The sequence below is a fragment of the Nakamurella aerolata genome, assembly GCF_013002705.1.
GTDB classification, from domain to species: Bacteria; Actinomycetota; Actinomycetes; order Mycobacteriales; family Nakamurellaceae; genus Nakamurella; species Nakamurella aerolata.
The window spans coordinates 97,557-119,265 of sequence record NZ_JABEND010000008.1 but is presented as its reverse complement, the minus strand read 5'-3'; the positions used below and the strand labels follow the sequence as shown (position 1 = coordinate 119,265).

Annotated in this window: 19 protein-coding genes; 8 read left to right on the top strand and 11 right to left on the bottom strand. The window is 70.5% G+C overall.

Annotated elements, in window-relative coordinates; genetic code table 11:
* Complete coding sequence (locus HKD39_RS20605; RefSeq protein WP_171200493.1) at nucleotides 1-1,161, top strand: FUSC family protein; 1,161 nt, start codon at nucleotides 1-3, stop codon at nucleotides 1,159-1,161.
* Between the two features lie 14 nt (nucleotides 1,162-1,175).
* On the opposite strand, the gene HKD39_RS13965 is transcribed toward HKD39_RS20605, so the two are convergent.
* Together HKD39_RS13965 and HKD39_RS13960 are read right to left on the bottom strand one after the other, a co-directional pair.
* The gene (locus tag HKD39_RS13965) at nucleotides 1,176-1,772 is read right to left on the bottom strand and encodes an alpha/beta hydrolase family protein (RefSeq protein ID WP_171200492.1); all 597 of its coding nucleotides are present in this window, start codon (nucleotides 1,770-1,772) and stop codon (nucleotides 1,176-1,178) included.
* A 28-nt stretch (nucleotides 1,773-1,800) separates the two neighbouring features.
* Nucleotides 1,801-2,859: a Y-family DNA polymerase gene (locus tag HKD39_RS13960; RefSeq protein WP_171200491.1), complete on the bottom strand. Its 1,059-nt coding sequence runs from the start codon at nucleotides 2,857-2,859 to the stop codon at nucleotides 1,801-1,803.
* Nucleotides 2,860-3,040: 181 nt separating this feature from the next.
* Here HKD39_RS13960 and HKD39_RS13955 point away from each other — a divergent pair, with 181 nt between their 5' ends.
* The gene (locus tag HKD39_RS13955) at nucleotides 3,041-3,496 is read left to right on the top strand and encodes a hypothetical protein (RefSeq protein ID WP_212754565.1); all 456 of its coding nucleotides are present in this window, start codon (nucleotides 3,041-3,043) and stop codon (nucleotides 3,494-3,496) included.
* Between the two features lie 135 nt (nucleotides 3,497-3,631).
* On the opposite strand, the gene HKD39_RS13950 is transcribed toward HKD39_RS13955, so the two are convergent.
* Complete coding sequence (locus tag HKD39_RS13950; RefSeq protein ID WP_171200490.1) at nucleotides 3,632-4,342, bottom strand: alpha/beta fold hydrolase; 711 nt, start codon at nucleotides 4,340-4,342, stop codon at nucleotides 3,632-3,634.
* Between HKD39_RS13950 and HKD39_RS13945 the strand changes: the two genes are divergently transcribed.
* Complete coding sequence (locus HKD39_RS13945) at nucleotides 4,320-4,799, top strand: hypothetical protein (RefSeq protein WP_171200489.1); 480 nt, start codon at nucleotides 4,320-4,322, stop codon at nucleotides 4,797-4,799. The two genes, HKD39_RS13950 and HKD39_RS13945, sit on opposite strands and share 23 nt — an antisense overlap.
* Before the next feature lie 187 nt (nucleotides 4,800-4,986).
* Nucleotides 4,987-5,808 carry a hypothetical protein gene (locus tag HKD39_RS13940; protein ID WP_171200488.1) on the top strand — a complete coding sequence of 274 codons (822 nt, stop codon included), beginning with the start codon at nucleotides 4,987-4,989 and terminating at the stop codon, nucleotides 5,806-5,808.
* 249 nt (nucleotides 5,809-6,057) lie between these two features.
* Here the strand turns inward: HKD39_RS13940 and HKD39_RS13935 are convergent, their stop codons facing one another.
* From HKD39_RS13935 to HKD39_RS13915, 5 genes are all read right to left on the bottom strand, one after another.
* Nucleotides 6,058-7,317, bottom strand: a complete 1,260-nt coding sequence (locus HKD39_RS13935; protein WP_171200487.1) for a hypothetical protein — start codon at nucleotides 7,315-7,317, stop codon at nucleotides 6,058-6,060.
* A gap of 206 nt (nucleotides 7,318-7,523) precedes the next feature.
* Nucleotides 7,524-8,357 carry a TerC family protein gene (locus HKD39_RS13930; RefSeq protein WP_171200486.1) on the bottom strand — a complete coding sequence of 278 codons (834 nt, stop codon included), beginning with the start codon at nucleotides 8,355-8,357 and terminating at the stop codon, nucleotides 7,524-7,526.
* An 87-nt stretch (nucleotides 8,358-8,444) separates the two neighbouring features.
* Nucleotides 8,445-9,077, bottom strand: coding sequence for a YqgE/AlgH family protein (locus tag HKD39_RS13925; RefSeq protein ID WP_171200485.1), 633 nt, complete (start codon nucleotides 9,075-9,077; stop codon nucleotides 8,445-8,447).
* 135 nt (nucleotides 9,078-9,212) lie between these two features.
* Nucleotides 9,213-11,546 carry an exo-alpha-sialidase gene (locus HKD39_RS13920; RefSeq protein ID WP_171200484.1) on the bottom strand — a complete coding sequence of 778 codons (2,334 nt, stop codon included), beginning with the start codon at nucleotides 11,544-11,546 and terminating at the stop codon, nucleotides 9,213-9,215.
* 242 nt (nucleotides 11,547-11,788) lie between these two features.
* A complete protein-coding gene (locus HKD39_RS13915) occupies nucleotides 11,789-12,511 on the bottom strand; it encodes a VIT1/CCC1 transporter family protein (protein WP_171200483.1) in 723 nt (240 codons plus the stop codon).
* Nucleotides 12,512-12,769: 258 nt separating this feature from the next.
* Here HKD39_RS13915 and HKD39_RS13910 point away from each other — a divergent pair, with 258 nt between their 5' ends.
* Nucleotides 12,770-14,347, top strand: coding sequence for an MFS transporter (locus HKD39_RS13910; RefSeq protein ID WP_171200482.1), 1,578 nt, complete (start codon nucleotides 12,770-12,772; stop codon nucleotides 14,345-14,347).
* Here the strand turns inward: HKD39_RS13910 and HKD39_RS13905 are convergent.
* Complete coding sequence (locus tag HKD39_RS13905; RefSeq protein WP_171200481.1) at nucleotides 14,314-15,345, bottom strand: siderophore-interacting protein; 1,032 nt, start codon at nucleotides 15,343-15,345, stop codon at nucleotides 14,314-14,316. The two genes, HKD39_RS13910 and HKD39_RS13905, sit on opposite strands and share 34 nt — an antisense overlap.
* A gap of 34 nt (nucleotides 15,346-15,379) precedes the next feature.
* The gene (locus HKD39_RS13900) at nucleotides 15,380-16,519 is read right to left on the bottom strand and encodes an oxidoreductase (protein ID WP_212754563.1); all 1,140 of its coding nucleotides are present in this window, start codon (nucleotides 16,517-16,519) and stop codon (nucleotides 15,380-15,382) included.
* A gap of 423 nt (nucleotides 16,520-16,942) precedes the next feature.
* On the opposite strand from HKD39_RS13900, the gene HKD39_RS13895 reads away from it, so the two are divergent.
* The 3 genes from HKD39_RS13895 to HKD39_RS13885 all read left to right on the top strand — a co-directional run bounded on the left by HKD39_RS13895 (nucleotide 16,943) and on the right by HKD39_RS13885 (nucleotide 19,143).
* Nucleotides 16,943-17,956 carry an LLM class flavin-dependent oxidoreductase gene (locus tag HKD39_RS13895; protein ID WP_171200480.1) on the top strand — a complete coding sequence of 338 codons (1,014 nt, stop codon included), beginning with the start codon at nucleotides 16,943-16,945 and terminating at the stop codon, nucleotides 17,954-17,956.
* Nucleotides 17,957-18,035: 79 nt separating this feature from the next.
* On the top strand, nucleotides 18,036-18,596 hold the full coding sequence (locus tag HKD39_RS13890; RefSeq protein WP_171200479.1) for a redoxin domain-containing protein: 561 nt from the start codon (nucleotides 18,036-18,038) through the stop codon (nucleotides 18,594-18,596).
* Between the two features lie 13 nt (nucleotides 18,597-18,609).
* Nucleotides 18,610-19,143, top strand: coding sequence for a DsbA family protein (locus HKD39_RS13885; RefSeq protein ID WP_171200478.1), 534 nt, complete (start codon nucleotides 18,610-18,612; stop codon nucleotides 19,141-19,143).
* A 130-nt stretch (nucleotides 19,144-19,273) separates the two neighbouring features.
* Here HKD39_RS13885 and HKD39_RS13880 read toward each other — a convergent pair whose 3' ends face one another.
* The gene (locus HKD39_RS13880) at nucleotides 19,274-21,691 is read right to left on the bottom strand and encodes a hypothetical protein (RefSeq protein WP_171200477.1); all 2,418 of its coding nucleotides are present in this window, start codon (nucleotides 21,689-21,691) and stop codon (nucleotides 19,274-19,276) included.
* Nucleotides 21,692-21,709 lie beyond the last annotated feature (18 nt).

Here is a 21,709-nt window from a genome sequence, read left to right as displayed (position 1 = left end):
GTGACACCGGCAACCGCGATCCACCCGAGCACTCCGCGCAAACATCTCTCGACGGTGTTCACCGAGACGGTACGGATGTCGCCGGCGCCGCACGCGCACCGGGTGGCGGCCAGGGCCGCGATCACCCTGCTCACCTCGCTGCTGGTGCTGACCGCCTTCGGCCGACTGGATCTGGGCCTGGCCGCGGCGTTGGGCACGTTCCCCTCCGGATACGGCGGACGATTGCCGGTGCCCGGCCGCTGGCGCACCCAATTGGCCCTGACCGGCGTACTGACCGCGGGGGTGGCGCTGGGGACGCTGGTGGCGATCAGCCCCGAGCGCGGACTGCTGAGCATTCCGGCGGCGGCCGCCGCAGCCGGCGTCGGCGCCTGGCTCACCGACCGGTTCGGCTGGTTCCCGCCGCTGGCCATGTTCATGGTGTTCGCGGTCGGTGGCTGCGCGAGCATCCCGGCAGACGCCAGCCGACTGGGCCTGAGCGTGCTGGTGACGGCCGCCACCGGGCTGCTGACCGTGCTGTTGGGACGGTCAGAGGAGCTGATCTTCGGGTCCGAGAAGATGTCCGCTCACCAGCACGGACATGTGGTGCAGCACCGGCTCTGGGTGCACGTGACGCGCGCTGTCAGTGCCGTGGTGGTGGCCGGCGCGCTGTCCAGAATGCTGGCCGGCGCGCATCCGTACTGGTCGATGATGGCAGCGGTGGTACCGATCGCCATGCCGTCGATCCACCGCCAGGTGGCCAGAGGGGTGCAGCGCACCCTCGGCACCGTCGTCGGCCTCGGGATTGCCCTCGTCCTGCTGTCGTTCACCCTGCCGCCGCTGCTGATCGTGCTGATCGGCGTGGTGCTACAGGGGGTGGTCGAGCTCACCATCGGCCGCAACTACACGCTGGCGATGGTGGCCATCACCCCGTTGGCGCTGCTGCTGGGGCAGCTCGCGCTGGCGCGACCGATGGGTCCGTTGCTCACCGAACGCTTGTGGGAGACGGTGATCGGGGTGACGGTCGGGTGCTTGCCACCGTGCTGGTGCGGCCGTGGTCGCTGCGGCACCGGGCCGGCTGACCCTCCGCAGATCATCGCCGCCGCTGGCCGGTTGCCCGGATCTCGGCGGGGTTTTGGGTTTGCCGGTGCCGGCGGCCGGTTGCGGATGGTGGCTCGGCGCTGACCCCGACCCGGCGCTCAGCCGAGTCGTTCGTCCAGCCAGCTGCCGATCAGCGTGCCGATCCCGGGCAGATCCTTCTTCAGGCCGTGATCACCCGGCACCACCTCGACCCTGGTGGTTGCCGAGCCGGTGGGATTGCCGAACGGGTCGCTGGCGCCGGTGACGACCAGCGCAGGCACCGTCACCGCGTCCAGCTCGGCCTGCCGCGACTTGTCCGGCCGCCCGGGTGGATGCGTGGGAAAAGCCAGGCACAGCACCGCATCTGCGCCCACCTCGGCAGCGGTGTGACAGGCCACCCTGGCGCCGAAGCTGCGCCCGCCGGTGATCAGCGGACCGTTCGGAAAGCGTTCACGCACCGCGGAGACCACCGCGACCCAGTCCTCGTCGGCGACCGGCCCCCTTGGCGGCACCCGCTTGCCGGCGACGGAGTAGGGCGGCGTCACCAGGGCGGTGGCGAGCCCGCGCTCGGCGGCGGCCCGCAGGGCGACGGCCAGATCGCCGGCCTTGACGCTGCCGCTGGCGCCCGGACCGAGGACGAGCAGGCCGCGATCGCCAGGGGTGAGCTGCACGTGCGCAGGGCCGTGCGGGGTCTGGACCGTCAGATCCTCGGACATGTCGCTCACGGTAGCGGTGGGCGCGGCGTCAGCCGAACGGCAGCGCCGGTTGCCGTTCGTCGCGCGGCGCCGGCCGGTGCAGCGTGTAGGTGACGCGCACCTTGCGGACGCCGCGGCCGTCGGCGGCAAAACCGGTGCCGTCCAACAACTCCCTTGCCGTTGCGGCGAGCTCGTCCAGCACGTCGGTCGGATCGATGCTGGCGCGGACCGCGGTGGTGGTGCCGTCGTCGAAGGTGACGAGCACCTCGACGCGGCCGGCCAGCCCGCCACGGTGGTGCAGCCGTTCTCCGGCGCCGAGCAGCGCTGCAGCGAAGACCGTGTGCACCGCGGACACCGAGCGACTGGCCGGGATCACCGAACGCTCGGCCGCCAACTGCCGGCTCGGTTCCGGTGCGCGGACCGCGGCATCGTCGGTGCCCGCGGCGATACCGCACAGCCGCCGTGCCATGGCCCGGCCGACCACCGGGGCCAGCGTCGGCTCGTCCACCTGGTCGAGGTCGCGCAGGGTATGAATACCGATGGCGCACAACCGCTCTCGAGTCACCGTGCCGACACCCCACACGTCGGCAAGGGCCAGTGAATCGCGCAGCCTGGCCTCGGCGCTGCCCAGCACCACCAGCAGGCCGTCCGGTTTGGCGCGGCGACTGGCCAGCTTGGCGATGAGCTTGGTGCGGCCGATTCCCACCGACAACGGAAGGCCGATCTGCTCGCGCACCTCGGCGCGCAGCCGGCGGGCGGTGTCGAGCGCGTCCCGGCCGCCGACGTCCAAGAACGCCTCCTCCATCGACCCGGGTTCGACCGCGGCGGCGTGCTGCCCGAACAGCTCGAGCAGCAGCCGCGAACTGCGTTCGTATTCGGCGAACCTGGCGGGCACCGCGGCCAGCTCGGGGCACAACCGCTGCGCCTGCGGCAGGCCCATGCCGCCGCGCACCCCGAACGCCCTGGCCGGGTAGTTGGCGCAGGCCACGATCGGATGGTCGCCGGCCAGCACCACGAACGGACGCTCCGCCAGCTCGGGGGCGTCCCTGGCCTCCACCGACGCGAAGAACGCGTCGGCGTCGGCGTGCAGCAACGGTTGGGCTGGCATGGCGCACATGCAACACCGCGGCACCGACAGCGGCCGGCTCGGACGATGTCGTGAATCGGCGGCCAGTGCACCCGTCGCCGGGCGATTCGAGGTCGAAACCGCCACCGGACCCCGATCGGCGACATGGACCACGGCGGATCACGGCGAAAGCCCCAACGGGCTGGCCGATTAGGATTGCCGGGTGCCTGTTTCCTGGTTTCTGGCGGTCCCGCTGGCCGCGCTGCTGCTGTTGTTGGCGGTGCTGGCCGCGGTCACCGGATGGCGCGGGCGCGCCGGCACGTTGCGCCGCAGCGGCCGCCTCGGAGTGCACACCGAAGCCTCGGAGCTGACGGACAACGCCTTCGCGCTGGCCAACCGGGTCGCCGCTCCGATCCTGTTGGCCGCCGCCGCGGTCTTCGGCCTCGGTGGGGTGCTGGTACTCGCGCTCCGGCTGCCAACGGCGGCCACCCTCGTGGTGTTCGCCGTTGCGCTGGTCGGCGGCATGCTGCTGCTGCGCTCGGCCGCCGCGCTCGGCCAGCGCGCCGCCGCCTCCCTGCCCCGCCCGCTCACCAAGCAGGACCGGCCCGCCGGCTGCGACGGTTGCGCCTGTGGTGCGGGTGGCTGCGCGGTGAAAGCCCTGAAACAGGGCGCGAACTGAACGCACTGAACGCTCTGAACGTGACGAGCCGCCGACCGCCTGCCGCGGCGGCGTCGACATCCGCGGCCGGGTCCGGGCCGAACGGACCGAGCTGGTCGACACCATCCGGGCCGGAAGCACCTGGCGTTCGTTCGGCTACGTGGTCAACAGGTCGGTGACGGCGGTGTACACCAGGTCGGGCTGGTCGCGGTAGATGTAGTGCCCGCTGGAGGTGGCCACCACCATCCTGCTGTCGGTGGACAGCTCGAGCCACTGTTGTTGACCCTGCTGCCACGCCTTCTCGATGCCGGCGCCGTACTCCGGTACCGCGGCGAAGACCGGCTTACCGTGCCGCATCACCACAAGGGGAATGTCGCCGATGCTGCCGATCGGCGTGCCGTCGTACACCAGCCGTTCCGGATTCTGGCCGCTCTGCAGGGCCGTCATCTCGCCGCGCACCGCCCCGGCGACGTCACCGGCCGACGCCGGGATCAGCGTCGTCACCGCCCGCTGCATCGACGGCGGGGTGGCGTCAACCAGCACCACCCCCGCAGTCTGCTGCGGATGCGTTGCGGCGAACTCGGCGGCGACCAGACCGCCGAGCGAATGACCGACCAGCAGCACCGGACCGTCGATCTGCTGCGCGGCGAGAACTTTCGCCAAGAAGTCGGCGATCTCCGAGAGTTGTTGGTCGCCAGCGGGTTTCGAGCTGGTGCCCTCGCCCAGCCGGTCGTAACTGCACACTCGGGCCGAGCTGGCGATGGAACGCTGCAGCGACGCGAACGTGGTGAGCGGGTCGGGCATTCCGGCCAGCAGTACCACGGTGGGCTGACCTGCCTTCGCGGTGCCGCTGCAGGAGACCGTCACGCGGGCATCGCCAACGGTGAGCTGCTGCGCCGGCCCGGCTGCCGGTGCCGAACCCGCGGCGCTGGGCGCGGCGCTCGACCCGGCACCGTTGGACTCGGCTGCGCTGGACGCTCCGGCACTGGACCCAGCGGCACTGGACCCGGCAGCACTGGACCCAGCGGCACTGGACCCCGCGATGTCGGACCCGGCGGCTGCGCCGGCATCGCTGGAAGCCGCCGCAGCTGCTGACCCGGCGCCGGACGCTGCTGCGGACGATCCAGCGCCGGACGACCCGGCAGCCGCTCCCGCCGCCGGAGCCGAGTCGGCCGCCCCCGCCGCTGGGGGAGCTGAACCCGCGGTGGGAGTTGAGGCGGTGGGAGTTGAGGTGGAAGCGGAACTGGACGAATCGTCATTGCTGCAGCCGCTCAGCAGCAGCGCACCGGCAGCAGTGATGGCGCAGAAGCGACGAACGGGATGAACGACAGGGCGGGGACGCATCGCAACCTCCGGAGTGCTACGTGCTCGGGCGGTGCTCCCCGACGCGGCCTGGCAGGCACAGTGTCTTGGCCGGTTGCCGTGACATCAGCCAGTGCAGGCACTCTAGCCCGGTCCGACCAGCCTGGCCCGACCTTGCCGCGATCGCAACGACCGGTAGTTTTGACGCCGTGACACAGCCAGCCACCGGCCCCGACAAGCAGCCGCGCCAGCCGGACCCGAGCAGCGACGCCGAGACCTCCGCCGACCCGGCGGCCGGCCAACCGGCCGAGCCCACTGAGCCCACGGAGCCCACCGGGCCAACCGGGCAGAACGAGACCTCGGGATCACCGGACCCGGCCGCGACGGTTGAACCCACCGGCGAAGCGCTGGTGCTGACCACCGTCGCCGTGCCCTACGGCAACCGACTGACCAGCTACGACGCGGCGGGCACCGGCGTCATCTGGATCGTGCCGCCGGAGCTGTCCGCGCGGGTCGCGGCCGGCACCCTGCCCCGCCGCGAGGCCGGCGAGGGCACCACCGCCGAGTGTGTGGTGGTGGACGAAAAGCGCATGGTGCTCAAGGGAATCGACGACGACGAGTGGCCCGTCGCCATGTTCGACGAGTCCTCGCTGCCGGTGCCGATGCCCGAGTTCAGGGAGCGACTGCGGCAGCTGCTGGTGCAGGCCGCGCGCCGCGGCGAGTCGGTGATCTTCGCCCGTCCCGGGCTGATGGAACTGGAGCCGCCGTGTGTGCGAGCCTCCGTGCTGCAGGACGAGGACGGCACCTGGCTCAGCGTGGTCGAGTCGTTCCCGCCGATCGACAACGACGCCTGGGCCGACGCCGAGGCCGACGAGGAGAGCGCGATCAAGTCGGCACCGGCCAACGAGGCGGACATGATGGGCGCCGTGATGCTGATGCTGATGGCTGCCCAGCACTTCGCCCCCGGACCCGAACAGATCGGCTTGTTCTTCGAGGACGCACCCGACGGTGCGTGGCCGGCGGATCAGTAAACTCGCGGATCAGTGAGTTCGCGGATCTGAAGTACCTGGATCCGTAGTACCTGGATCCGTAGTACCTGAATCAGTAGTACCTGAATCCGCGGTACCCGGATCGCTGGTAGCGCAAGAGCAAGAGCGGGTGACGACCTGGCCCCCAGTCAGGTCGTCACCCGCAGCCTTTTCGCGGCGCAGTCTCGGTGCCCATCGCCGTGCGCACCCCCATGCGCACGGCTGGCACCAACTGCACGAACGCCGCGAAAGCTATGCGCCGCAGACGTAATCGGGGTTGCTGTCGCCGCAGAACTTGCTGCCGTCCAGGTCGACAACGCCGTTGCTGATCGAGATCGGATATTTCTGGCCGACCTTGTAGGCCTCGGTGCGGGACAGGTAGATCAGCACCGCCTGGCTGGCGCCGTCGTCCGGGCTCACCAGGAAGCCCTCAGCGGTTTGCGGTGCTGCGTCAGGGGTTTCGCCGCGCTGCGAGAGCTTCACCTGGCCGTTCTTGGCGATCTCAAGGCCGCGGCCGTGCCCGCTCCAGGTCCGCACCATGGCGTCAAACCCCACCGATGGCGGCCCCTGGTAGAAGTTGAAGCTGGTCCCCCGGCTGGTGCTCAGCCTGCCGGCACCCTCATCGAACGTGAAGGTGCTGGGCTGACCGACAGCGAGCCCCCTGGTTGAGTAGGTCGCCTTTGTCTCAAAAGTGTTGCCGCGGATCGATTTTGCCTGCAGGACGCTGACGCCGCCCTGCTGGTCGGTGATCACCACGACGCCAAGCGGCGACACCGCGACCGACAGATCGCCGCCCTCGCCGGTCCCGATGAAGGGCTGCATGGTGGTGTCGTTCACCGGCTGGGCGGCGCCGCCTTGCGCGGGGGCGGGCTGGGCCGAGGGGCCTTCCGCGGGGGTGGGCTGGGCCGGGCCGCCCTGTGCGGGGGTGGGCTGGGCCGCGCCACCCTGAGCCGGGGTCGGCTGGGCTGCGCCGCCGGCGGCCCCGGCTTCGGCCTTGGCGCTGGTCGCGCTGGTCGCCGTGACGGTGCTGCGCACGGTGTGGGTGGACCGCACCACCTCGGTCGGCTGCGCCGCTGGTGATTCGGCCGCATCGGTCGGCCGGCCGGCGTTCGTGCTGCTGGCGGCGGGCGTCGGCTCGGCGCCCTTGCTGTCCGCGGGAGCGGTGCCCGGCTCGGCCGGGGTGGCCGCGTCGGTCTGCGCTGCCGGCGACTGCTCGGCGGCACCGGACGCATTGCCGGCACCGGCTCCGGCGGTGGGCTTGGCGTCGGCGCCACCGGCGGTCTTGCCCTCGCCCGTCTGCTGGGTGTTTGCCTTGCCGCCGAGCCCCATCGGGTCGGACACCAGGCCGGTGCCGTTGTTCGGGGCGGCGCTCCCGGACGTCGTGCCCTGGCAGGCGGCCGTGCCGACGCCGATGACGACCGCCAGTGCGACGGTGCCGAGCGTCCGCGACAGCGTGCGGTGCGACCGCCGGCCCGCGGTGGCCGCGCCGTCGGCGCGATGGCTGGTGAGCATGGTGTCCTCCCGAAACCTCGCCTGAGCATCGATTTCTCACGCCGGCGAGCGCGTGCATGATCAGTTCGCTCTAGTAGACGCGCACGCTTGCGCCAGGTTCCGCTCCGGCGGCCGGTGTCGTATCCAGGTTTGTCCAGGGCGGTCCGGCACACGGCTGTACCGGCGCACGGCTGTAGCGGCGCACGGCTGGACCGCCGCTGGTGGCCTCAGGACTGGCCGGACGCCCGCTGGTCGGACGCCCGCTGATCGGCAGCCGCCGGCTCAGAGCTTGGCTGGTCGGACCGCGCCCCCACTGCCGCTCGCTTCGCCTTGCGGGCGACCCTGGCCTGGTAGCGCAGGTTCAGCACCTCGACGCCGATGGCAAAGGCGATGGGACCGTAGATCATCGCCTTGGAGACGTGGACGTTGAAGCCCTCGCCGATCAGGGTGGCACCGATCAGCACCAGGAAGCTCAGCGCCAGCATCTTCACGGTGGGGTGCGCGTCGACGAAGCTGGCGATCCGGTTGGCCAGGATCATCATCAGACCGATGGACAGCACGACGGCGGCGATCATGATGCCCAGCTCGTCGACCATGCCGACCGCGGTGATCACGCTGTCCAGGCTGAACACGGCGTCGATCAGGATGATCTGGACGATGATCTTGCCGAAGGTGGTCGACTTGGAGTCGGGGGTGTGCCCCTCGTTCGGCAGCCCGGCACCCTCGATCTTCTCGTGGATCTCGGTGACGGCCTTGTACACCAGGAACAGGCCGCCGATGATCAGAATCAGGTCGCGGCCGGATATCTCCAGCGCCTCGGCGCTGCCGATGGAGAAGATCGGGTCGGTCAGGCCGACGATCCATGACGCCGCGAACAGCAGCGCGATCCGCATGATCATCGCAAGGCTCAGGCCGATGATCCTGGCCTTGGGGCGATCCTCTTCCGGCAGCCGGCCGGTGAGAATCGAGATGAACACGACGTTGTCGATGCCGAGCACCAGCTCGAGCGCGAACAGTGTCAGGAAGGCGACCCAGAGTTCTGGACTCGTCAAGAATTCCACGGCGGGTCAACGTCCGACCGGCTTGCACAGTTCCGGCCAGCAGCGGCCGCGGACGCTGATGTCGCGTGCCGCCGCGCCGGCGCCCGCTCAGTTGAGCGTGGGGTCCAGCGGGGTGTAGGCGGCAAGGGCCAGCGGCATGCGCTGGCGCCGCAGCACCGAAAAGTACAGATCGTCCGAGCCGGAGGAGAGCACGTCGTCGCCGGTGGAATCGACAATGTGCCAAGAGTTCTCGGCCAGTTCCAGCTCGAGCTGGCCCGGCTCCCAGCCGGCGTGCCCTGCGAAGATCCGCAGCCCGCGCAGCTGCGGCATCACCTCGATCGGGTCGGCGTCCAAATCGACGAGCACCAGCTCGCCGGACACCCTGGCCAGCGGCGGGGCGACCGGGTCGAGCAGCGCGTCCACCTCGCCGGCCACCCTGGCGACCGGATCGTCGGGGTCGCCGAGGCTGGTGCCGGCTCTGCGCACCCCGACGCACAGCGCCGACCCCGGCTCCACCGGGCCGCCGAAGTACATCGCCCGCGGTCGGCTCACCACCCGCTGCCAGCCCGGCAGCACCTGCTGGACGGCGGTCTCGCTGCGCCGGTTCAGGATGACGCCGAGGCTGCCGTCCTCGCCGTGCGCCAGCATCAGCACGACGGTGCGCCGGAACGTCGGATCCAGCAGCCCACCGGTGGCCACCAGCAGGGTGCCGGGGCGCACCACCCGGCCACTCGTCGTCATGGGTCGAGTCTGCCAACTCCGGTGCGCCGAATGCGAACGGCCGCCTGCCCGGGTAGGGCAGGCGGCCGTTGCATCGGGTAGCGGCTGGGGCACCTTTGGCCAGCTCAGCCGGCCCAGCGAGCTCGGTGCCAAGGCTCAGGACGCGCCGAAGGTGATGTCGTCGTAGGAGTGCTCCATGTTGCCGACGTCCTCGGGTTTCTCCCCGGTGAACACCCGCAGCCCGGTGAACTGCGTGACCTGCGCCAACCGCTTGCTCGAGGTGCCCATGGTGGTGCCGTCCTTGGTGATGGTGGTGCCCTGCCCGGTGGAGTTCAGGGTGATCGTCATCCAGCCCTTGTTGGGTACGAACGGGCCGGCCTCGCCGATCACCTGCCAGGCCGCGCCGTCCCACTGCTTCACCACGTGCCGGTTCGGGTTGTAGACCGGCGCGAAGAGCAGCCGGTCGGCCACCACTTCCTTACCGGAGGCGTCCTTGCCGAGAATCTCCCAGATGGCGCCGGAGCCGTAGCCCCAGCCCTCGTAGCCGAACGAGATCTGTTGGGTGGCACCAGGTGTCGGGTTGGGGATGGTGGCCTGCGCGCGTGCGGTCTGGTCGTTGTCCTGCAGCGCCAGCCGGGTCTTGGAGTGCTGGTAGTACGGCACGTTGCCGACGTCGGCGGTCAGTGCGTAGCGGGTGTCCTTGAGCCCGCGTGGGATGCTGCCGACGGCGTCGTTCTCGAAGGTGTAGGTGCCCGCCGCGTACAGCTCCAGCTCGGTGACAGCGGTGAGTGGGGTGGTGCCGTCTCCGGTGATCCGGACGAACTTCGCCTGCTGCGGGGCAAAGTCGTTGTAGCGCATGGCGTAATCGGTGCGCATCCCGGTGCGGACGGGCCGGCCCCACGTCTTCCCGTCCATCGAGAATTGAACCTTTGCGGCGCCGGGTTCGCCCTTGCCCATCATCAGACCGAACCGGTTGATCGGGTACGCCTTGTCCAACTCCACCGTCAACCCGCGGGCGGCGGCGGCGCGATCGGAGAATCTGGCGGCGGCGCGGTACTCGCCGGAGCCGTCGATCGCGCCCTGCAGCCGCTGCTCGGGGAACCGGGCGTCGGCAGCGGCGACACTGCCCGACACCTTCACCACGCCTTCGTTGGCCTTGGTGATCAGGTCGATCTTGCCGATGTTGGGGCCTTTGGCGTCAACCACCTTGGCCCACACCGCGTTGTCGTGGCTGTACTCCCGGCACATCCAGACGTTGTGGCAGCGGTCGCCGAACGCGAGCGCGGTCGAGTTGGTGCGCTGGACGATGTCCATGTTGCCGCTCGACCCCATCCAGCGCCGCAGCGGATCTTCGCCCGGATACCGCGAATACAGCATGTTGCCCTCGTCCCAGGTGCGGCCGGTGCCGTCGCGGGAGACCACCACGTTGTTGTCCGGACGTCCGTAGGTGAGCAGCAGCTGGCCGTTGGGCATCAGCATCGGCTTGGGCATGATGCCGTTGTTCGGGAACCCGGCGGGCGGCACGTACGGCTTGACGTCGCGCCAGGTCTTGCCGTCGTCGTCGGAGAAGGCCTGGGTGAGCGGCATGGCGGGCGGACGCGGGGCCGGCTCGTCACCGCGCATCAGCGCCACCAGCTTGCCGTCGGAGGTGCGGCCGAAGCCGAGTTCGTTGGTGGAGTAGGAGGTTCCGCCGTTCACCGCGGAGCGCTGGGTCCAGGTTTTGCCGCCGTCGGTGGACTGCAGGATCAGCGAGTAGCCCTTCCGGACGCCGTTGACGGTGCCGTTGCCGTAGGCCCCGAGCAGCAGCGTGCCGTCGTCCAGTTCGAGCATGTCGCGGTGGATGCGGTACCAGCCGAACTGCCACTTGTCTTCGACGATCTTTGCCCGGTACTCGGTCCAGGTCTTCCCGACGTCGGACGAGCGGAACATGGCGAAGCCGTCGGTGCCGTCACCGTTGGCGGTTGGTACGAAGTTCGACGACAGCACATCGCCGTTGCGCAGCCGATAGGGCGCCACCATCGAGAAGTTGGAGGGCAGGCCCGAGTAGTCGTTGAAGATCTGGCCGCTGTTCTCCGAGATCAGGTACTTGGTCGCCAGGGACGCGTCCGGGGTGTCCTCGTTGCGGACGATGCCGACCCCTACCCGCTTCACGCTCTTGCCGTTCACCACCTGATCGAAGGAGAACGCCTGCGGGTTGGCGCCGAGCTCGCCCGGTCCGGGCGACCAGATCCACCACTGCGCTCCGCCGGACAGCACGGTGGCATTCGGGTCCTTGCCGTTGGCCAACTCGGGCGCCGCCGCCATCGCCGGGCCGGCCACGGTTCCGGTGGCACCGCCGCCCTGCGCGGCCAGCAGGCCGACCGCGGCGCCGGTGGCGAAGACGGTGGCCATGGTGATCGGTGCCCGCCAGCGCGGGCGCACCCGGCGGGGCAGACCGCTGCCGGCCGAGCCGCCAGGCGGCGGGGAAAAGCGTCGGGGGGATCCGGGCATCGGGGCAACCTCCGGGTCAACAGGTCCGCACCATTGCGAACATGAAACGCCATTTTCGCCTGACGCGGAGTTGCTTGACAACCCCCGTCACCCCTTCGGAGGACGAGGCTTCGTACCGTCCTGCCGCTCGGCTGGAGCAGCAAAAAGCAATGCCGGCACGGGTTTTCGGCTGCAGCGGGTTCGGCTCTCGCGCGGTCGGTGGGCGGCGGCGCTGGGTTAACCGGACCCGTGCCAGCGCTCGGTTACAGGGACAAACCGACCAGATGCCCGATGCCGTAGGTCACCGCCATCGCCAGCGCGCCACCGAGCACGTTGCGCAGCACCGCCCGCCGCACCGGCGCCTGGCCCAACCGCGCCGACACCGCACCGGTGAGCCACAGCGTCAGCAGCACCGCGACCACCGTCACCGGGACGCGCCAGCCCGGACCGGGGATCAGGATGGCCAGCAGCGGCAGCAACGCACCGACGGTGAATGCCGCCAGCGACGCCCATGCCGCGTGCCACGGGTTGGTCAGCTCGTCGGGGTCGAGGCCCAGCTCGACCTTGGCGTGTGCGCCGAGCGCATCCCGGGCGGTGAGCTGCGTGGCCACCTGTTCGGCCAGCTTCCGGTCGAGCCCGCGTTGCTGGTACAGCTCGGTGAGCTCCTCCAGCTCTTCTGCCGGCATCTCCCTGAGCTCGCGCGCCTCCTTCGCCAACAGCGCCCGCTCGCTGTCCCGCTGAGTGCTCACCGAGACGTACTCGCCGGTGGCCATGCTGAGCGCGCCGGCCACCAACCCGGCGATCCCGGCCACCGCGATCGCGCTGCGCGAGTTGCTGGCGCCGGCCACCCCGAGCACGATGCCGGCCACGCTCACCACGCCGTCGTTGGCACCGAGCACCGCGGCGCGCAGCCAGTTCAGCCGCCCGGAGACGATGCCGTCGTGCTCCTCGCCCTTGTGCAGCAGCGGACCGCTCAGCGAACTCATGCCAACACAGTGCGGCGCACCCGGGCGCGTTGTCCAGGCAGGTAAGGCTGACCACATGGGCTGCGAGGCGCCCGGAGAGCGGTGCGCGCGTTCGTGACTGCCGTTGGGGGCGCGTGACGCGTCCGGGGAGAGCGGTGCTCGCGTACGTGACTGGCGCTGGGGATGCGTGCGCCGGCTGGTGCAGAGCGGTGATCATGCTTGTGACAGCGGTGGGGGACACCTGCGCACACGCCGTTGCGCTGCCGTAGCGTCGGGGCGGTGGGGCACAACCAGTCGGTCGGTGCGCGCGGGCAACAGCCGCGGCACGATCCTGCGCTGACCATGCCCACTGACACCCATCCCACTCAGACCAACCCCGCACCCGCCGGCGCCGAACCGACCGGCCGCGTACCGATCGGCGCCGACCCGACGAGCGCCGATCGGAACCACCCTCCGGCGGCCGACCCGGCGCTCCGCCCCGGCGACGCGGATGCGCCTCCACCCGCCGACCCGGACGGCGCACCGGCCGGCACCGACCCGAGCGTGCGTGGCCCGAAGGCGCTGCTGGCTCTGGCCGGCCTGCGCCGGCTGATCCTGCTGCGGCTGCTGGGTGCCCTTGGCGATGGTGCATTCCAGGGTGCGCTGGCCGGCGCGGTGCTGTTCTCTCCCGAGCACAGCACCTCGGCCGCCGAGATCGCCGCGGGGTTTGCGGTGCTGCTGTTGCCGTACTCGGTGCTCGGCCCGTTCGCCGGGGCGTTGCTGGATCGGTGGTCGCGGCGTCAGGTGTTGGTGTGGGCCAACGTGTTACGTGCGGTGCTGGTGCTCGCCGTCGCCGGGATCCTTGCGTTGGACGCGCCCTACGGGGTGCTCTTCGTCGCTGCGTTGTTCGTCACCGGGACGTCCCGGTTTGTCGGGTCCGGTTTGTCGGCGAGCATCCCGCACACCGTCCCGCTCGATTCGCTGACCGGTGCCAACGCGCTCGCCACCACCGCCGGTTCGATAGCTACCTTGGTCGGCGCCGGGGTGGCGTTCGGGCTGCGTTCGCTGCTCGGCGACACCCACGGGCCGCTGGCCGTGGTGACCGCAGCGGTGGCGGTGTTCTATCTGGCGGCAGCGTTGGTGGCCAGGCGATTTGCCCGCGCTGCACTTGGGCCGGACGAGACCGATGAGCCGCCGCAGCCGCTGCTGGCCGTCGTCCAGGGCCTGTTCTCCGGCGTTCACCACCTGTGGGTGCGGCCGACCGTCGGGTTGGCCGTCGGGCTGATCGTGTTGGTGCGCTTCTGTTTCGGGCTCGCCACCCTGGTGGTGCTGCTGCTGTTCCAGCATCACTTTCACGGCAGCGGCATCTTCGCGGCCGGGGTGGCCGGGCTGGGCCAGGTGCTCGCGGTGTCCGGGGTCGGCTTGTTCGTGGGGGCGGTGACCACCGGCTACTTCGTCCGGTTGTTGGGGCAGTGCCGGTTCCTGGTGCTGGTGCTGGTGGTGTGCGCGGTGGTGGTCTGGACCTGCGGCACCCGCTTCACCGAGCCGATGACGATGGTGACGGCGTTCGTGCTGGCCTACGGCTACCAGTCGGCGAAGGTGTGCGCCGATGCGATCGCGCAACGCGACTCCGCCGACGACCACGTCGGCCGGGTCTTTGCCGTCTACGACACCGCCAACAACGTCTTCTACGTCGCGGCCTTTGCGCTCGGCGTCTGGCTGGTGCCCAGCGACGGGCACGGCCTCACCGGCCCGGTCCTGGTCGGCGCGGTGTATCTGCTCGGCGCGCTCGGCTACTGGCTCGCCACCGGAGTGGTGGAGCGCCGCACGGCGGCCAACACCGATCAAGCAGTTTCGGCGCGGCCGAGCTTCCAATAGCCCATGAAGGCGACGCGGTCGCGGGGCAGGCCGCACGGGCCCACCAGATGCCGCCGGATGGTCTTGACGGCGCCGGCCTCCCCGGCGACGAAGGCCAGGGTGCTGGACGGTGCGTTCGGGTCGGCGGCGCCATTGAGCATTGGGGTGTCCCAATGCAGCTCGTCGTCCCAGTCGGCGGGCTCCGCGGTGCCGGCGACGCTGCTCGATGCTCTGGCGGGACGCCACTGCAACGCGGCGTCGACCAGCTCCTTGCCGTACCCGCCGACGCCGTTCCGCGGCAGCCACTGCACCGAGATGCCCTGCGGCGCCACCAGTTCCATGGTGTCGTCGGGGTGCGGTACCTCGATCAGGGCGGTTCCGGTGACGTCCGGGTGGTCGGCCGCCAGCTGCTCGAGGATCACCGCGACGGCGGGTAGTGCGGTTTCGTCGGCGGCCAGCAGCAGATCGTCCCGGCAGCCGGGCACGAACTCCAGCCCACCGTGCGGGCCGGGATGCCTGGCGTCCGGGCCGAGCAGTGCCACCGGTAGCTCCCACCCGCAGCCGGCACCGCCCGCGGCGGGACCACCAGCGGGCTCGTCGCCGAGAATGCTTGCCAGCCAACGCGATGCCGGGCCGCACGGCCGCCCGTCGGCGTCGGTGTGCAGCACCATGTCGACCTCGACGATGGGCTCGCCGTCCCGCTGCCGGAGCCGGCGCACGGTGTAGGTGCGCACCTGGGCGCGACGCTCCTCGGGAAGCTGCCGCAGCGCGGTCCACCAACCGTCGCCGGTCGGCAGCTCGGACAGATCGCCGCCGTCGGGCGGCATCACCAGCTTGATGCGCTGATCAAAACCGTTGTCGGCAAAGGCGTCCAGCGCAGGGTCCGCGCCCGGCGCAGCGGCGAACCCGACCCGCACCAGGTGCGGCGACAGCCTCGTCACGTACCGGGGCCGGACGTGGAAAAACGTCCACGGCCGCACCTTGGGTTGCACTGCGGGCTCGCTGAGGGCCGCGCTCATCTGGCCTCCTTGGTCGCCGGGCGGTCCGGTGGGATTAGGACAGCCTAACCTGCTTTGGCGCGGCGTCGGTAGTCGCCGTCGGGTAATCGGTGTAGCCCACCGGCCCGGGCGTGTAGAGATGCGCATGGTCGAGCGGGTTCCACGGCAACCCGGCGCGAAGGCGATGCGGCAGATCGGGATTGACCAGGAATCCGCGCCCGAAGCTGATGGCATCGGCCACGCCGGCGCCCAGGGTTCGCTCGGCGGCTGCCGCCGTGGTCGCGTCGCGGTTCTCGCCGACGTTGCCGATCAGCACCCCGGACCAGCGCGGCCGAAGGTCGGTCAGCGCGGGGTAGGCGTCGTTGTCGGTCAGGTGCAGATAGCCAAGGCCGATCCGGTCCAACTCGCCGACCAAGGTGCGGTACAGCGGCGCCGGGTCGCGCTCCACCATGGCGAACTGCGGGTTTGCGGGGGAGAGCCGGATCCCGACGCGCTCGGCGCCGATCGCGTCGGCCAGCGCCTGCACCAACTCCAGGGCCAGTCGGATCCGGCCGGTGATGCTGCCGCCGTAACCGTCGGTGCGCAGGTTGGTGTTGTCGGCGAGGAACTGGTGGGTGAGGTAACTGTTGGCGGCGTGCAGCTCCACCCCGTCGAACCCGGCCGCAACGGCGTTGCGGGCCGCGGCGGCATGCTGGGCGACGACGGCGGCGATGTCCGCCGGGCTGAGCACCCGCGGCACCGGCGACGGTGCCTTGCCGCCTGCGGGAAGGTGCACCCACTCGGGGTCGGCCACCGCCGATGCGCCGGCCGGCGCGCTGCCGTCGTACCTGGCGTCGGGATGGCCCTTGCGCCCGCCGTGCATCAGCTGCGCGACGATCCGTCCGCCGGCGGCGTGCACCGCACCGGTGACGGTGCGCCAGCCGGCGACGTTGCCGGCGGTCGCCAGGCCGGGCACCCGCCACTCGCTCTGGCCGGCGCTGTGTGGCCATATCCCTTCGGACACTTGGAATCCGGCGCCGGCACGCTGGGCGTAGAAGTCGGCCATCTCGGGCGTTGGGGTGCCGTCCGGCTCGGCTCGCAGCCTGGTCATCGGGGCCATCACGATGCGGTTCGGCGCGGTGAAGGCCGGTAGCGGCAGTGGGTCGAACAGGGACGAGGGTGGGCTGGTTGCGGAGGTGGCGGCTGAACTGGTCACCCGACCAGCATGAAACCTGACACCGATGTTAGATTCAAGGCGCCCGAATCGTCATCCCCGCACGCAGATCGAGCAGGCGGCTGCTTCGGCAGCAGGGCAATCCCGTCGGCAGGGCAATCGGCCGACAGGGTAATCCCACCGGCAGGGCCATCCGCCAACGCCGCAATTCCGGCCGACGGTGCAATCCCGACGACACCGCAATCCGGCCGACGCTGCTGTTCCGGTCAACACTGCAGTTCCGGCCAACACCGCAAGCGCACTGTTGGCAGGAAGCGTCAAACCTGGCGGCCTGGACAACAACCCACGCGCCACGGCGCCGATCGGGAAGACGGCCGGGCATTGTCGGGCGAACTGGATTAGCGTCGAGGCTGGGACCGGACGCCTTGCCCGAGGCGGAGGTCGCCACGGAAGGAAGCCGCCGTTATGAGCGATTCGCGTGTGCCACTGTCCGTCCTCGACCTGGTCCCGATCGCCGACGGCAGCACCACCGCCGACGCGCTGAACCAATCGGTCGAGTTGGCCAGGCTCGCGGATTCGCTTGGCTACCAACGGTATTGGTACGCCGAGCACCACAACACCCAGACCTTCGCCTCGTCGGCGACGTCGTTGCTGATCGCGCGGGCCGCCGAGCACACCACCGGTATCCGGCTCGGCTCCGGCGGGGTGATGCTGCCCAACCACAGCCCGCTGATGGTCGCCGAGTACTACGGCACCCTGGCCGAGATGTACGGCGACCGGATCGACCTCGGTCTGGGTCGCGCACCCGGCACCGACCCGGTCACCGCCGCGGCCCTGCGCCGCGGCGCGGCCGGCGCCGACACCTTCGTCCAGGACGTCGTCGACCTGCACAACTACCTCGGCGACGGACCGGCCCCCGGCGGGGTCAGCGCCCGGCCCGGCCACGGCACCGATGTGCCGCTGTGGATGCTCGGCTCCAGCCTTGACGGCGCGGCGATCGCCGCCTATCTCGGCCTGCCGTACGCGTTCGCCTCGCACTTCGCGCCGCAGCTGCGGCACCAGGCACTCGAGCTCTACCGCGCCAGGTTCTCCGACGAGTTCGCCACCGCCGAGCTGCGCGAGCCGTACGCGATGGCCGGGGTGAACGTGCTGGTGGCACCGACCGACGCCGAGGCGCACTACCTGTTCACCACAGCGCAGCAGCTGGCCGCCGGGATCCGCACCGGCCGCCGCACCCCGCTGCAGCCGCCGGTGGACGAGCTGAGCTCGGTGCTACCGCGCGAAGTGGTGGCGTTCATCGAAGATTTCCAGCAGGTCCGCGCTGTCGGCTCCCCCGACACCGTTGTCGCCCAGCTGGAGGCGATCGTTGCCGACCTCGGCGTCGACGAACTGATCACCGTCACCTACACCTACGACCCGGCGCTGCGGACCCGCTCGTACCAACTGCTCGCCGACGCCTGGGGCCTCGCCCCGCGATAGCCCGGCCGCCCCGCCGTCGCCGGCCACTGGACCGCCGGCAGCAACAGTCGCCCTGAAAGACCACGAGAAAGACCAGACCATGACAACAAACAGTTCCGCCGCCGCGCCCGCCGCCGCGCCCGCCGCCGAGCCCGCCGCCGAGCCTGCCGGCCTGCTGCAGCCCGGCGTCAGCGCCCCCGACTTCACCCTGAAAGCCACTGCCGATCAAGAACTCTCACTGTCCGAACTGCGGGGCAATCCGGTGGTGCTGGTGTTCTACCCGGCCGACTGGAGCCCGGTCTGCGGCGACGAGCTGCTGGTGTTCAACCAGGCATTGCCGTTGCTGCGCAAGTACAACGCGACCGTGCTGGGCATCTCGGTCGACAGCGTGTGGTCGCACCAGGCCTTCGAGCAGGACCGCAAACTCGGTTTCGATCTGCTCGCCGACTACCAGCCCAAGGGTGCCGTCGCGCGCAGCTACGGCGTGTACGACGAACAGGGCGGGTTCGACAAACGTGCCCTGTTCGTGATCGACGGTGCCGGTGTCATCTTCTGGAGCTACTTGTCTCCCACCGCCATCAACCCAGGCGTGGACGGCGTGCTCGACGCGCTGGATCGCCTGCAGCACACCAGTTCCACCACAACACCCGCCCAGCAGTGAGGAGCGCACCGCCATGACGTTGCACCCACCCGTCGGACCGGACGACTACGTTCAGGGCCCGGCCGACGCACCGGCCACCCTGGTCGAGTACGGCGACTACCAATGCCCGTACTGCGGCGAGGCTTTCGGCATCATCAAGCAGCTGCAACAACAGTTCGGCGACGGGTTGCGGTTCTGTTTCCGCAACTTCCCGATCCCCGAGATCCATCCGCAGGCGCTGCCGGCGGCGGAGACCGCCGAGTTCTGCGGAGCCAACGACAAGTTCTGGCAGGCCCACGACACTCTCTACGACAACCAGGAACGTCTCGGCCCCGAGCTCTACACCGCGCTGGTCCGCGAGCTGGACCTCGGCGTCGACGACCTGGAGACCGCGCTGCGCGAGGGCACCTACCGCAACCGCATCCAAGATCAGGTGGACAGCGGACTGCGCAGCGGCGTCAACGGCACCCCGACGTTCTTCCTGAACGGCGAACGCGTTGCGCTGCAAGGCTCCTTCGCCGAACTCGCCGACCCGATCGAACGCGTCATCGAAGCGGCGCGGCGCTGAAACGCGATCACCGGGCCCGCGGTACGGGCCCGGTGATCACTGCTCCGGCCTGCCCCGTGCTGCTCGTGTGGTCAGCCGGCTGTCGACGAGCAGACGGTGCAGACGGATCAGAAGGTACGGAGCGGACGGATCAGAAGGTGTGGAAGTCGTTCGCGAACTGCTGGGCGTCCGCCGACACGATGTCGTCGCCGCCGGCGTCCGGCTGCTGCACGTAGCTGGCGCTGTCGTCGCTGCCGGTCTCCCCGCCCAGCTGGTCGACCCATGCCGGCTCCTGCGCACCGGCTTCGGAGCCGCCCGGCTGGTACCCCGCCTCGCTCCCGCTCGCCGCGTTCGGATCGGAACCTTCCGTGTCAGGGAAGTCTCCGGCACCGGGATCGGTGCTCAGATCGGCGGACCCGGCCTGGCCGTCGGCCTCGTCGAATCCCTCGAAGCTGCCGCCGGAGCTGTCCCCACTGGCGCCGTCGGCGCCGGCCGTGTCGTCACCCGATGCCGGGGGCGTCGGCGGCTCCGCGGCGGGGGGCTGGGCCGCTGCACCGGAACCAGCGCCGGCACCGGCCTGCGCGCCGTCGACCCGGCCGGCGTTGACGTCACCGTCGATCTGCTCGGCGACGTTCCAGCGCCCGTTGCCCTGCGGGTCGTGGTAGGCGACGTCGTAGGTGCCGTCGTGCTTGCTCGACACCAGAATGGTGTCGACCTTGCCGTCACCGTCGGAATCCCAGGCCACCGCGTCCTTCTGGCCGGAGCCGTCGAAATCCAGCTTGATCCCGTCGGCCTTGCCGTCGCCGTCGACGTCGGTGTCCGCGGCGCCGGAGAAGGTCTGGGTGGCCGAGCTGTCGCTGCCGAACGAGTACTGCAGCACGGTGCCCGTCGGGGAGCCGATCTCGCCGACGTCCACCGTCTTGTCGATCGCCTCGCTGCTGTCCCACTTGCCGCCGCCGCTGTGGTCGTAATAGGCGACGTCGTAGGTGCCGTCGTGCTTGCTTGACACCAGAATGGTGTCGACCTTGCCGTCACCGTCGGAATCCCAGGCGATGGAGTCCTTGTAGCCGGTGCCGTCGAAGTCGACCTTGATGCCGTCGGCGGTGCCGTTGCCGTCCACGTCGACGTTCGCCGGATCGGAGTAGGTCTGCGACCCGAACTGGTACTCCAGCTCGGGGCCGTCCGCTGCCGGGTTTCCGGACGCACTGCTGGCGCCCGACTCCGCCGGTACCGGCGTCGTCGGCGTGCTGCCGTCGGTCCCCGAGCTTCCAGCAGTTCCCGGCGAACCGGCACCTTCCGAACCGGCGCCTTCCGAACCGGCGCCTTCCGAACCGGCGCCAGCCGAACCAGCGCCAGCCGAACCGGCACCTTGCGAACCAGAACCAGCCGAGCCCGCACCTTCCGAACCGCTACCAGCCGAACCGGCGCCCTCCGGACCAGCGCCGGCGTCACCACCGGCGCCGCCGGTCCCACCCGCCGCGCTGCCGGTGCCGTCAGTGCCGTCGGTGCTGCCCGGCTGATCACCGCTGCCGGTCAGGTCGCCGGAGCTGGGCGTCCCAGCTCCGGAGCCTTCGCCCGGCTGCCCGCCGTCCTGCCCAGCAGTCGGGTCCTCGCCGGTCTTGGTCGGCGCCTGACCCTCGGCGTTCGGGTCCGTCCCCGCCGGGGTCGACTGGGCCGGGATCGGCTCGGTCGCACCCTTGTCGCTACCGCCGGGCGGAGTGGATTCCGCCGGGATCGGCTCGGTCGGGGTCTTGCCGGAGTCGCTGCCGCCGGGCGGAGTGGATTCCGCCGGGATCGGCTCGGTCGGCTTCGGGTCGTCCGGCTTGCCACCGTCCTGCCCTGCTGCGTTCGGATCGCCGGCCTGCTTGGACGGATCGAAACCGGTCTTGGTGGGCGCAACGCCCTCTGCGTTCGGATCCTTCGGACTCTCGGTCTGCACGTCGTCCCCCTTGGTAGTGGCGGCATCGGAACCGCCGTTGTTGTTGTCGCCCTTGTCGTTTGCTGAATTGTTCCCGGCACCTGGGGCGCCGGCGTCCGGTTGTGAGTCGTCACCGGGCGGTGCCGGATCCTGGCGATGATTCGCCGGTTGCGCGCTCGCGGCGTGCGCGCCGGCGGCGTCGGATGCGCTCGATTCGGCCTGCGGCGACAGCGCGGTGTCGGCGCCGCTCGTCCCGGCGTCGTCGGCCGCGGCATCGGCGGCCGGTCCGCCGGCGGGGTGCTGCGCCGGGTCGACGTCGGTCACCTTCGCCGACTTCAACTCCGGGAAGAGGCTGAGCAGCAAACCGGTCGGTGCCTCGACCTCATCGGTCCAGCTGCCCTTGCCGGCGGCATCGACATAGCCGACGTCGTAGTTCCCGTCGCCGTTCGAGTCCACCAAAATGATGTCGACCTTGCCGTCGCCGTTGGAGTCGAACGCGATGTCGCGCGACTGGGCGTCCGGATTGTCGGCGTCGGCGCCGGGAAAGCTGATCACAGCGGCGTCGGGCCGGCCGTCGCCGTCGATGTCGGCGACCGCGTTGAGCTTCAGCGGGTCCCCGGTCCCGAACTGGAAGCTGATGGTGCTGGCCATAACGTGTTCTCGCCCCTC

Coding starts and splice junctions, on each gene's coding strand:
- HKD39_RS13915 (WP_171200483.1), bottom strand. CDS start 12,511: ATGAGTTCGCTGAGCGGTCCGCTGCTGCACAAGGGCGAGGAGCACGAC.
- HKD39_RS13925 (WP_171200485.1), bottom strand. CDS start 9,077: ATGACGACGAGTGGCCGGGTGGTGCGCCCCGGCACCCTGCTGGTGGCC.
- HKD39_RS13905 (WP_171200481.1), bottom strand. CDS start 15,345: ATGAGCGCGGCCCTCAGCGAGCCCGCAGTGCAACCCAAGGTGCGGCCG.
- HKD39_RS13885 (WP_171200478.1), top strand. CDS start 18,610: ATGACGTTGCACCCACCCGTCGGACCGGACGACTACGTTCAGGGCCCG.
- HKD39_RS13935 (WP_171200487.1), bottom strand. CDS start 7,317: ATGCTCACCAGCCATCGCGCCGACGGCGCGGCCACCGCGGGCCGGCGG.
- HKD39_RS13880 (WP_171200477.1), bottom strand. CDS start 21,691: ATGGCCAGCACCATCAGCTTCCAGTTCGGGACCGGGGACCCGCTGAAG.
- HKD39_RS13960 (WP_171200491.1), bottom strand. CDS start 2,859: ATGCCAGCCCAACCGTTGCTGCACGCCGACGCCGACGCGTTCTTCGCG.
- HKD39_RS13965 (WP_171200492.1), bottom strand. CDS start 1,772: ATGTCCGAGGATCTGACGGTCCAGACCCCGCACGGCCCTGCGCACGTG.
- HKD39_RS13895 (WP_171200480.1), top strand. CDS start 16,943: ATGAGCGATTCGCGTGTGCCACTGTCCGTCCTCGACCTGGTCCCGATC.
- HKD39_RS13920 (WP_171200484.1), bottom strand. CDS start 11,546: ATGCCCGGATCCCCCCGACGCTTTTCCCCGCCGCCTGGCGGCTCGGCC.
- HKD39_RS13890 (WP_171200479.1), top strand. CDS start 18,036: ATGACAACAAACAGTTCCGCCGCCGCGCCCGCCGCCGCGCCCGCCGCC.